The sequence below is a fragment of the uncultured Flavobacterium sp. genome, assembly GCF_951805225.1.
GTDB lineage: Bacteria > Bacteroidota > Bacteroidia > Flavobacteriales > Flavobacteriaceae > Flavobacterium.
Window position 1 is genome coordinate 3,661,081 of the sequence record NZ_OX638201.1, and the last position, 11,734, is coordinate 3,672,814.

Annotated in this window: 8 protein-coding genes; 6 read left to right on the forward strand and 2 right to left on the reverse strand. The window is 34.4% G+C overall.

What is annotated here, in order from left to right:
- Nucleotides 1-2 precede the first annotated feature (2 nt).
- From WN975_RS15080 to WN975_RS15100, 5 genes are all read left to right on the forward strand, one after another.
- Complete coding sequence (locus WN975_RS15080) at nt 3-905, forward strand: ParB/RepB/Spo0J family partition protein (protein WP_337967253.1); 903 nt, start codon at nt 3-5, stop codon at nt 903-905.
- On the forward strand, nt 905-1,465 hold the full coding sequence (locus tag WN975_RS15085; RefSeq protein WP_337967254.1) for a DUF5683 domain-containing protein: 561 nt from the start codon (nt 905-907) through the stop codon (nt 1,463-1,465). The genes WN975_RS15080 and WN975_RS15085 overlap by 1 nt, the downstream gene beginning before the upstream one ends.
- 40 nt (nt 1,466-1,505) lie before the next feature.
- Nucleotides 1,506-2,207, forward strand: coding sequence for a 4-hydroxy-tetrahydrodipicolinate reductase (gene dapB, locus WN975_RS15090; RefSeq protein WP_337967255.1), 702 nt, complete (start codon nt 1,506-1,508; stop codon nt 2,205-2,207).
- A gap of 68 nt (nt 2,208-2,275) precedes the next feature.
- Nucleotides 2,276-3,832 (forward strand): signal peptidase I, encoded by a 1,557-nt coding sequence (lepB, locus tag WN975_RS15095; protein WP_337967256.1) that lies wholly within the window; start codon nt 2,276-2,278, stop codon nt 3,830-3,832.
- A gap of 96 nt (nt 3,833-3,928) precedes the next feature.
- Complete coding sequence (locus WN975_RS15100) at nt 3,929-4,546, forward strand: WbqC family protein (protein WP_337967257.1); 618 nt, start codon at nt 3,929-3,931, stop codon at nt 4,544-4,546.
- Between the two features lie 119 nt (nt 4,547-4,665).
- On the opposite strand, the gene WN975_RS15105 is transcribed toward WN975_RS15100, so the two are convergent.
- Entirely contained in the window at nt 4,666-5,964 is a 1,299-nt protein-coding gene (locus tag WN975_RS15105; protein WP_337967258.1) for a S28 family serine protease, read from the reverse strand.
- Nucleotides 5,965-6,135: 171 nt separating this feature from the next.
- Between WN975_RS15105 and WN975_RS15110 the strand changes: the two genes are divergently transcribed.
- Entirely contained in the window at nt 6,136-7,356 is a 1,221-nt protein-coding gene (locus WN975_RS15110; protein WP_337967259.1) for a Xaa-Pro peptidase family protein, read from the forward strand.
- 295 nt (nt 7,357-7,651) lie between these two features.
- Here the strand turns inward: WN975_RS15110 and WN975_RS15115 are convergent, their stop codons facing one another.
- A complete protein-coding gene (locus tag WN975_RS15115; RefSeq protein WP_337967260.1) occupies nt 7,652-11,503 on the reverse strand; it encodes a M43 family zinc metalloprotease in 3,852 nt (1,283 codons plus the stop codon).
- Nucleotides 11,504-11,734: the final 231 nt, after the last annotated feature.

Genomic DNA, 11,734 nt, shown 5'->3' on the forward strand with positions numbered 1-11,734 from the left:
TTATGACAAAAGCAATTAAAAAACAAGCCTTAGGAAGAGGATTATCAGCATTATTAAAAGATCCGGAAAACGACATTGTATCAGCAGACGATAAAAATGCTGACAAAGTTGTTGGAAATATCATAGAGCTTGAAATAAGTGCTATCGAAATAAATCCATTTCAGCCTAGAAGCAATTTTAATGAAGAATCATTACGTGAGTTAGCTACTTCTATTAAGGAACTTGGCGTAATTCAACCTATAACTGTTCGAAAATTAGAATTTAACAAATACCAATTAATTTCTGGAGAGCGTCGTTTGCGTGCTTCGACTTTAGTTGGCTTAACTCATGTTCCGGCTTACATTCGTATTGCTAATGACAATGAGTCTTTGGTTATGGCTTTGGTTGAAAACATTCAGCGTCATGACTTAGATCCAATCGAGATTGCTCTTTCGTACCAACGTTTAATTGACGAAATTCAATTAACACAGGAACAAATGAGTGAGCGCGTTGGAAAAAAACGTTCTACAATTGCTAACTATTTGCGTCTTTTAAAATTAGATCCAATTATTCAAACCGGTATTCGTGATGGTTTTATCAGCATGGGTCACGGTAGAGCGATTATCAATATTGAAGATTTAGATATTCAAACAGATATCTATCAAAAAATAGTAAGTCAAAATTTATCTGTTCGTGAGACTGAGACTTTAGTAAAAAATTATCACGAAAGTTTAAAACCAAAAGAAGAAGGAAAAGCTAAACCTGATTCTTCATTTGTAGTTAGAGAAACGCAAAAAAACTCTTTCAATGATTATTTTGGAGCGAAAGTTGATGTAAAAGTCGCTGGAAATGGAAAAGGAAAAATCACAATTCCTTTTAATTCTGAAGCTGACTTTAATAGAATTATAAAATTAATAAACGGATAGTGAATAAGATTGTCCCCATAAGTCTATTGTTCTTTCTCATAGGAACCGTCTCTCTTTTTGCTCAGGCAAAAGAAGAAACGGTTTTGGTCGCTAAAGACACTACTAAGTTAGAAGAAATAGATCCTCTTACACCAGCAAAAGCAGCGTTTTACTCTGCAATCTTACCTGGTTTAGGCCAAGCCTACAATAAAAAATACTGGAAAATCCCTCTTGTTTATGGAGCAATAGGTACCAGTTTATACTTTTATATTGATAACAACAAAAAATACCACGATTATCGTGATGCCTACAAACGAAGATTGGAAGGCTACAATGACGATGATTACAAGTTTTTAGATAATAGCCGACTTATTGCCGGACAAAAATTCTATCAAAGAAACCGTGACTTATCTGCATTATTTGTTGTTGCCTTTTATGTTTTAAACATTATTGATGCCAACGTCGATGCTGCTTTAATTCAATTCAATGTAAACGAAAGATTATCAATGCGTCCGGAAATCTATCCGGCTGATGTAACTTTTAAACCAAACGTTGGACTAACTTTTAATTATCGTTTTTAAATAACTTTTGTTTCTATTTAAAAACTAAAAAATACACAAAATGAAAATTGCGCTTTTAGGATACGGAAAAATGGGAAAAGTAATCGAAAGAATTGCTTTAGAAAGAGGTCATGAAATTGTCTTGAAAAAAGACGAACACAACACATACGACGGACTTTCTACTGCTGACGTTGCTATCGATTTTAGCGTTCCTACTGCAGCTGTTGACAACATATCAAATTGCTTTCATGCTAATATTCCTGTGGTTTCAGGTACAACGGGCTGGTTAGAACATTTTGATGAAATGGTAGCGCTTTGTAATGAAAAACAAGGAGGTTTTATCTCAAGTTCAAACTTTAGCTTAGGCGTAAATATCTTCTTCGAATTAAACGAATACTTAGCCAAAATCATGGCACAATTTGATTCTTATAAAGTTACGATGGAAGAAATTCATCATACACAAAAATTAGATGCTCCAAGCGGAACAGCTATTTCATTAGCTAAAGGTGTTATTGAAAACAGTAATTATGCTAACTGGACTTTAGAAGAAGCAAAAAACAACGAAATTCATATCGAAGCAAAAAGAATTGGTGATGTTCCGGGAACTCATACGGTAACATACGATTCAATTGTTGACAGCATCGAATTAAAACATACTGCTCACAATCGCGAAGGTTTTGCTCTTGGTGCCGTTATCGCTGCGGAATGGCTTGCCGGTAAAACTGGTATTTATAACATGAAAGACGTATTAAACTTAAAATAAACAGATTTAAGTATTAAGGTAAAATTTCAAACTAGAACCTTAATCCTGAAAACTTTAAACAAAATATCATGACTCTATATCTTTGGTTTGTTTTTTTCTTAGCAGTTCAGATTATTCACTTTATAGGAACCTGGAAATTATATGTTGCAGCAGGAAGAAAACCTTGGGAAGCAGCAATTCCGGTTTATAATTCAATTGTTTTAATGAAAATAATTGGCCGACCAACATGGTGGACAATTTTACTTTTCATTCCGATTATCAACTTGATTATGTTTCCTGTTGTTTGGGTGGAGACTTTAAGAACTTTTGGAAAAAAATCTACTTTAGATACTGTATTAGGTATTTTTACTTTAGGTTTTTATATCTACTACGTTAGCTATACTCAAAAATTAGAGTATAATGCTAATCGTACATTAACTTCAGAAAATAAAGCAGCAGACACCGTAAGTTCTTTACTTTTTGCTATTATCGTAGCAACATTAGTACATACTTATGTCGTGCAACCTTATACAATTCCTACTTCATCTTTAGAAAAATCATTATTAATTGGTGACTTTTTATTTGTTAGTAAAGTAAATTACGGTCCAAGAGTACCTATGACAACTATTGCATTGCCAATGGTTCACGACTCTATACCGTTAATGAAACGTAAATCATATTTAAGCTGGCCACAATTACCATATTTCAGATTGCCAGCTTTAGAAAAAATCAAACGCACTGACATCGTTGTTTTTAACTGGCCGGTTGATACTGTACATTATTTTTATGAGCCAAAAGGAAGACCTGGCGTTATAAAACCAATCGACAAAAGATCAAACTACGTAAAAAGATGTGTTGGTATTCCCGGAGATAGCTTGTCTATCAAAGACGGATTTGTTTTTATAAACGGAAAAAAATTAGTTTTACCAGAGCGTGCTAAACCACAATATTCTTATGCAATTGCTTTAGACGGAAAAACTCCAATCGATTTTGAATCTTTATTAAAAGAATTAGACATTACTGATGGTGCTTATTTTAAAGATGAACAAAAAAGAGATACTCTTTACTTCAGAGCTTTAACAGAAGCTAGTGCCGAGAGATTCAAAAATACTCCTGGTGTAACTGGCGTAATAAGACAAATTCAAAAAGGAAACGACAATTCAATTTTCCCTCATATCAACAAGTGGAATCAGGATAATTTTGGTCCGATTTACATTCCTGAAGCAGGAAAAACTGTTGCTTTAAACAATGAATCTTTGCCTTTTTACAAAGAAATCATTACAAATTATGAAGGAAACACGTTGCAATTGGACGGTTCAAAATTTATCATAAACGGAAAACCAACAACAACTTATACTTTCAAACAAAACTACTATTGGATGATGGGAGACAATCGTCATAACTCTGAAGATAGCCGTTATTGGGGTTACGTTCCTGAAGATCATATCGTAGGCAAACCTGTTTTTATCTGGATGAGCTGGGACACAAACGGAAAAGGAATTAATAAAGTTCGTTGGAACAGAGTATTTACAACTGTTGATGGTGAAGGACAACCACAATCTTATTTTAAATATTTCCTGATTATTCTTGCCCTTTACTTCGTTGGAGATTTCTTCTGGAGAAAAAGAAAAGAAAATAAAGCATAAAAAAATAGTCAAACGTTTAAAAGTCTAAAGTCATAAAGTCAAGCTTAAATCTTGTTTTTATGACTTTTGACTTTTGACTTTAAAACTTTAGACAAAATGAACTCTTTAATACTTCCTACCTATTTTCCTTCGATAAGCCACTTTGCAGTTATGGCTCAATCTGAAAATATTACGTTTGAAACGGAAGATAATTTTCAGAAACAGACAAACAGAAATCGTACTTATATCTATAGTCCAAATGGGATTCAGTTGTTGAATATTCCGGTGAAGCATTCTAAAACATTGCATCAAAAAACAAAAGATGTATTAATTGAAAATGAATTTGACTGGCAAAAACAACACTTCAAATCTCTGGAAGCTGCTTATAGAAGTTCTCCTTTTTTTGAATTTTTTGAAGATGATATTCGTCCAATATTCGAAAAGGAACATAAGTTTTTGATGGATTTAAACTTTGAAGTTTTAGACATCACAATCAAATGTATGCGCATGAAACTGGAGTTTAATAAAACTACAGAGTATTTTCACGAAGTAGAAAACATCTCCGACTTTAGAGTTTTGGCAAACGGAAAAAAAGACCTTAATTCATTCGAAAAATACACTCAGGTTTTTGATGATAAACACGGTTTTATAAATAATCTAAGTGTTTTAGATTTACTTTTTAATGAAGGTAAATTTGCTGTGGATTATTTGAAAACACAAAAACTATTGGTTTAAATTATTTAACTGCAAAGAGCGCAAAGGTTTCCGCAAAGTTCGCAAAGTTTATTTTAAGCTTTGCGAACTTTGCGCTTTTATAGCTTGCGTTCTTTGCGGTTAAAACTTTACACGAATTTCTAATTATCTTCTAAAGATTTTATCTCTAACCATCGGTTTAAGGTTTCCATAATTAATTTTTGATCTTTTTCAGGAAAGTTTTTAACTCTCGTAGAATGGCTTCCGGTTGGAAGAACCATTTTCAATGCATCTAATTTAGGATTTGGTGTTGGAGAACAAGAAAACCAAGTATCATAACCTCCATAGATATACAAAATCTTATTTCCTTTGTTTTCAACATATTTTCGAACTTTTTTGATGTATTTCGGGTTGTATTTTATTGCAACATCTTTGGGTGCAAATCGATCATTTGAAGAGCTTTTTACAACTTGTAGCAAATCAGCAACGGGAGTTAAATCAAATCCATAATACCCCAATTCACTCAAATGTTGATAATACGATGGTAAATAATTAAAATAGTTTTTATCGTTGTAAGTTCCCATTCCAACTATATCATTCAGATAATTAAACAATTCTTTTGAAGTCGCTGTTACTGGCGGAATATCTTCACATTTTCCTCCCCATTGCCAAAAAGAAAAAGGAAATTCTAAAACAGCATATTCCAAAGATTCATTAAATGGAACTTCATTAAATGTCATTTTTTTAGCTTCAGCATATTGAGTAAACTCTTTTAAAACGGCTTCTCTATTTTCTAAAACCGCTCTTTGAAATGCCGTGATTTTTGCTCTGCATTCTGGCGTTCCAACCGTTCTGTCGTGATTTATTGTTCTGGGATCTGCCTGTGTATTAATTAATGGCGCAACATAAGGCATCGCGACATCGACATCATTTGGATATTTTGATTTGTAAATAAGTGCCGTTTCTCCACCTTTACTAATTCCGGTTGAAATCCATTTACTAGAATATATTTGCTTCAACTTCGTCACAATAGCATGATAATCGGCAATAGCCTGATCGTTTGTCAAATATTTCCACGGAAGTGGTTCAGGACGCGATTTTCCGTAAAAACGATACTCCACTGCAATTTGATTTGCGTTTAATAATTTACTTACTTCACTTTTAATATTCCCCGTATTATAACCGTGCGTTTCGATAACCATAGGTTTATTAAAATCAAGATGAGAGAGATAAATATAATGTTTGAAGGTTCCTTTTTGAGGATTTTTATGATCTAATGGTTCATCCAAAATCAATTGATAAGATTCTGAATAACCTTCTAAGTTTTCGATAACGGTAATTTCGGCTTTTGGGAATAATTCAACAAGCTTTTGATGTAAATTTGAAGTTGTTTGCGCTGAACCAAAACAGGACATCAGAACAAAACAAAGCAATGCTAATGAATTTTGTATTTTTTGCATTTTTTGATTTTTAATTTAGCTTCTAAAAATACTGGCAATACAAATCTAAATATGATATTATATTACCCTTAATTTGTTTTATTTTATCTACTTTGAGTTAAAATAAAGCTATACAGAAATAATATCTTAATTTTGAAATGAACTTGAATCATTAACCTTAAAACAAAAAAGATGACTATTGGAGTTGGCGGATCAAACGTAAATATAGAACTGGAAAAAATACAAAACATGACACTGAATGTAAAAGCCATTCAGCCGGAAGAATATCAAACACGTATTCAGAAAGCAGTGTCTCTTATTAAAAAAGCAGGTTTTAAGGCATTATACTTAAATGCAGGAACCAATTTATATTATTTTACAGGAACTAAATGGAATGCTTCTGAAAGAATGGTTGGCGGAATCTTGTTTGAAGATGGAACTTTAGAATACATTGTTCCTAAATTTGAAGAGGGAACTTTTAAAAAATACAAACAAATAGACGGTAAACTTAATTGTTGGGAAGAACACGAATCTCCTTCTTCTTTGTTTGGAAAAATACTTCAGGATAAAAACATCACTTCAGGAAAAATTGCTTTGGACGAATCTACGGGTTATTTTTTAGTTGATGGAATAATTAAGGCTAATCCAAGTTATGAATTTGAGACTGCACAAGCCATTACTGCAGGATGTCGTATGCAAAAATCAGAAAATGAAATTGCTATTATTCAGCAAGCAAAAGAAATTACGATGGTTGTACAACGCGCCGCTGCACGTATTTTGCATCCGGGAATAAAAGCAGAAACGGTTGTTGATTTTATAAATCGTGCACACATTAAAGCGGGAATTCCGTCAGGTTCTTACTTTTGTATTGTTCTGTTTGCAGATGATTCTCAATATCCGCACGGCGTTACTATTCCGCAGGATTTAAAAGATAATGATGTTGTATTAATTGATACAGGATGCCGCTTAGAAGGTTATTTATCTGATATCACGCGAACTTATATATACGGAACTCCAACTGAAGCGCATATTAAAATTTGGAATTTAGAGAAAGCGGCTCAAAAAGCAGCTTTTGATGCAGCACAATTGGGCGCAACTTGTGGATCTGTTGATGACGCTGCCAGAAAAGTAATTGCAGCAGGAGGCTTAAGTCCTGATTATGAACTTCCGGGATTACCTCATCGTGTGGGTCACGGAACAGGATTAGACATTCATGAATTTCCATATCTTGTCAGAGGAAATTCTACAATTCTAGAAGAAGGAATGGTTGTGAGTAATGAACCTATGATTTGTATTCCGGGGCAATTTGGAATTCGTCATGAAGATCATTTTTACATGACATCAGAAGGTCCAAAATGGTTCACAACTCCTATGCGTAGCATTGAAAATCCTTTTGGCATTGATGTGAATTAATTTTTTATTCTAAATAAAACCAAAAGAAGAGTTGAAAGTTTTCAATTTGTGCCGTTAGGCACTTAATATTGGTAGCCATTAGATTTGAAATTCGTAGGCGTGCTGTAGGTACGCAATTATATCGTTTTGTTGCGTACCTACGGCACGCTGTTTATTTTGCCATCTATGTTTTTCTACCAATATTTAGTACCTAACGGCACATTTCAATTCCTGATTAGCATAATTCTGTATTTATTATAACAAAAAAGGGAAACTATAAATAGTTTCCCTTTTTCTTTTTGCAACCAATTTATAATTACTTAATCAATAACTTTTTGTTTTCTGTAAAACTTCCGTCTGTGGCTACTACTATGTAAATTCCTTTTCTAAGATGATTCACAGGATAAGAAGTTACATTGTTTTGTAAAACATCTATTAAATTTCCTGTACTATCATAAATCGTTATTTTAGTAGTTGATGTATTTAGGTTTTTGAAACTAAAATTAACCACATCTGAAGCCGGATTTGGATACATTGCAAATGACTTAGTAAAATCGATATGACCTGGTCCTGCACTTCCATTTTGCAAATCAATTGTCAATGGATTACTCCAATCGCTTGATTCTGTAGCATTTTTTGCTCTTACTCTAAATTGATAAACAGTTTGCATCCCTTGTTTTGGAATCCATAAATAATACGTTGCCGAAGTTCCAAATGTTGTCCAGCCTGTAGTTGCATTATTTAATTGTACTTCATAACTCGTAGCATTCGCAATTGTAGTCCATGAACTGTAAAATCCTGATGAATAAACTCCTGAATTACCAGCAACCGGCGTAGCCAATGTCGTTGGATTTGGATTTGTCACTGTTCCTGAAACTACCGTATAATCTTCTACTTCTCCGTCGGCAATATTACCGCAAGCAGATGGATTTGAATAATATTTCATCGCAATACGCATTCTTGTTGATCCTGTAAATGCAGTTGCAGTAAAACTTCCGGTTGCTGTTCCATTCGAAGAAATTCCGTCAATCACTTTTTCTGAAGCTTCAAAAATATTGTTTTTGTTATAATCAATCCAGATTCCCCAAAACTCTGTATAAGCATCACCAGAGAAACCAGCTGTTAAACTTACGTTTGTTGCCGCACTTGGCGATACTGTAATTGTTTTGGAAGTATAATCAGCATAACCTCCTGTATTTTTACCCGAAGTATTATTAAAACTTCCTATAGTTACAGAGTTGATATACTCATATTTATTGTCTGCTTGAGTAGTACAATAAGCCGAATTGGCTGTTATCGTTGCAGAAACTTCATTAGAATAGGCCGAATAAATAGCATTGGCTTTTGCGCGAACTCTGTATTTATAAGTGTTTCCAGCTGTTAAACCTGTATTTGTATACGTTAACGCTGTACTTGGTAATGTTGTTATTTCAGCAAAAACATTATCAGTTCCTGCTCTTTCCACTACAACATTCGTCGCATTTGTCGCATTATTAACCCAAGTCAATTGTAATTCTAAATTAGCATTATTAGCTGTAGCCGCTAAACTTGTTGGAGCCAAAACTGTTACAGGAGTTTGAGTTCCTGCCAAAATTGATTCGTTCGGTTTTGTATTATAAGCATAATCCAAAACACTGTAACCAACTCCTCCGGCTTCTACTTTAATATGCATCCAACCGTAACACGTACGACCTCTGCTTGTATATTCAAAACCAACATATCCCGTTTGATTGTCCCAAGCCGTGTAAGTTGCCGTTCTTAAATCTAATTGATCCGGATATGCTGCTCCGGGAGCTATAAAACTACTTGATGCACCAATTGAAGTTCCTTGATTAATCAAAGTAATGTTTCTTGTTCCGGTTTGGCAAACTAATCTTTTACCATAAGTTTCGATTTTTAAAGCTGCGGTGGCAAATTGCCAAGCTCCATATTCTGTATTGTCTCCAATTGCTAAATTAAAATATTGCCATGTTTGTGCTGCCGAAGCAACGTAATCAGGATTATTAACATAGAAAACTCCGTAAGGCGAATCAAATTTCAAATTAATCGTTTTTGTCGCACTATCAAGAGTCGAAATTCCACCTGTTACAGCAGCATCTTTCAAAGTAATAACTACAGAAGCGTCATTTGCCGGAAGGTGCGCAGTTGCTTTTCCTGTAAAAGATACGGCAACTTTATTATTCGCCTGAAGCGTTAATACAGCTGTTAATCCCGAAGGAACTCCGGTTATTGTATAATCAGTTCCTGCTATAAATGTTCCGGTACTTTTAGTAAATGTTCCGTTATTGGTAGACAATGTAATTGTACTGGTACTTGTAACACCTCCATCATTTGCTTCTGCTTCATACAAAATACTATCAGATAATGTTACTGCAGTTTTATTAGACATTCCGGTATAAATTGGTGCATTTGGCTGCATGTTATATGCATATTCAGAAACGGTAAAAGCATCTCCGCCTGCGGCAACATCAACTTTGAACCATCCGTAGCAAGTTTGTCCTTCTATTTGATATTCAAAACCTACGTATCCGGATTTTCCTTCCCAAGTGGTATAAGTTGGGGTTCTTAAATCTAATTGGTTAGGATATGCTCCCGGCGCTGTCATATTGCTCGTTGGTCCAACTGCTACATTTTGCGCTAATAGCGAAATGTTTCTGGTTCCTGTTTCGCATGCTAACTTCTTACCATAAGTTTCAATTTTTAATGCATTGGCAACATAACGCCAAGCTCCAAAAGAAGGATCGTCTCCTTTTGCAATATCAAAAGCTTTCCAGGTTAAACTCGACGAGATATTTATATTAGGCATATCAACAAAAAATATCCCGTACGGATCTGTAAATTTCAAATTGAAAAATAAAGATGTACAAGATAAACCTGTTGTTCCTCCGGTAAAAGCAGCGGGTAAAAATGTAATTCCAGCTGTTGTATTTTGTGCTGCGGCATGATTAACAGCTTTTCCTGTTAGCGTTACTGTTAATTGTCCGTTTGAATTTACTGTAACAACCGGAGTTATTCCTGCCGGAAAAGTGTGCGTAAAATGTGTTCCTACAATCATTGTTCCTGAGCTTAAAGCAAATGTTTTACCAGCGCTTAACATTACAATTGATGGCGTATTGAAAGCTCCATCGTTTACAACCGTTTCTTTTAATGTGGTTACACTGGCAACTAAACTACTTTCTGTTGAATTTACTCCTGTGTCTATTAAATTTTGAGGTTGCCAAAGCGTGATTCTCGCTGGATGCTGCAATGCAGCTAACATTCTGTCGATTTGCCCTTGCGTATACATTTTATAACAGCCTTGTGCACCATTATATCCCATGTAATTTTCGAAATTTACTTTGTCTCCGCTACAGTTCGTTCCGGGCGTACAAGCCAAAGTATGCAAACCATCTTCTGGAGGTGTATCTACAACTTCATCAGTTCCGGTACAGCCTCCTTCAAAAGTGTGAATTAAATTTAGAAAGTGACCAAACTCATGTGTTAAGGTTGCCGAAAATTCTTTGCTATATGAGTTGTCATAAAGATAAGCTCCATTAAAAACGACACGCGCTGTATTGCTTGCTGTCATGCCTGAATCCGGATACCAAGCAACTCCTGAATTGTTTAAAGCTCCGTCGTTATACAAATCATTCTGAATATAAACGTTCATGTACTTTTTATTATCCCATGCGTCGGCTGCAATTTGATCATCGTAACCACCGCCGTTTCCGTAACCATTTTTTGCTGTATGAAAAACTACACCGGTTGTACAACCGCCATTTGGGTCTTTTTTGGCAAGTTTAAATTCGATGTTTATTATTCCTCTTCTTGCCTGAAAAAATGGCTCAACGGTTTGAAAATCTGCATTTCTTCCGTTGAAGTCATCATTTAATTGTGCCAAATGATTTACGATCTTTTCATAAGTAATTGTTTTACCACTTTGCACATCTCCGTAAATGTGAAAAACTACTGGAATTGTATAGGTAACTGCTGCTGTTTTTGAAGTTTTACTTTTTCGCTGAAGCGTAAAATTCTTTGTAAAATTGTCAAAATCTTTTTTCTCCTGAAGTGAATTTGGGTTGGCCCGATACACTTTGGCGTTTTCTTCCATGGTCCGGCAAGGAAGTCCTTGCGCACTAATTTTCCCTGCCGAGAAAACCAGTAATAACATTAGTAATCTTATTTTCATAATAGTTTTAGGTTAAATTGTTACGACCAAAATTACCTATATATGTACTATTTTACTGATACTATCTTAATTAAAAATAATACATAATTAACATCTTTTTAACTTTATAAAAACACACTTTAAAAAAATAACCATAATAAAATAAATATACACTACATGAATCATCATTTTACCAAACATAAACAAATACCACAAACATTCAGATCTTACGAGTTTAACCGCAAAGTTCAC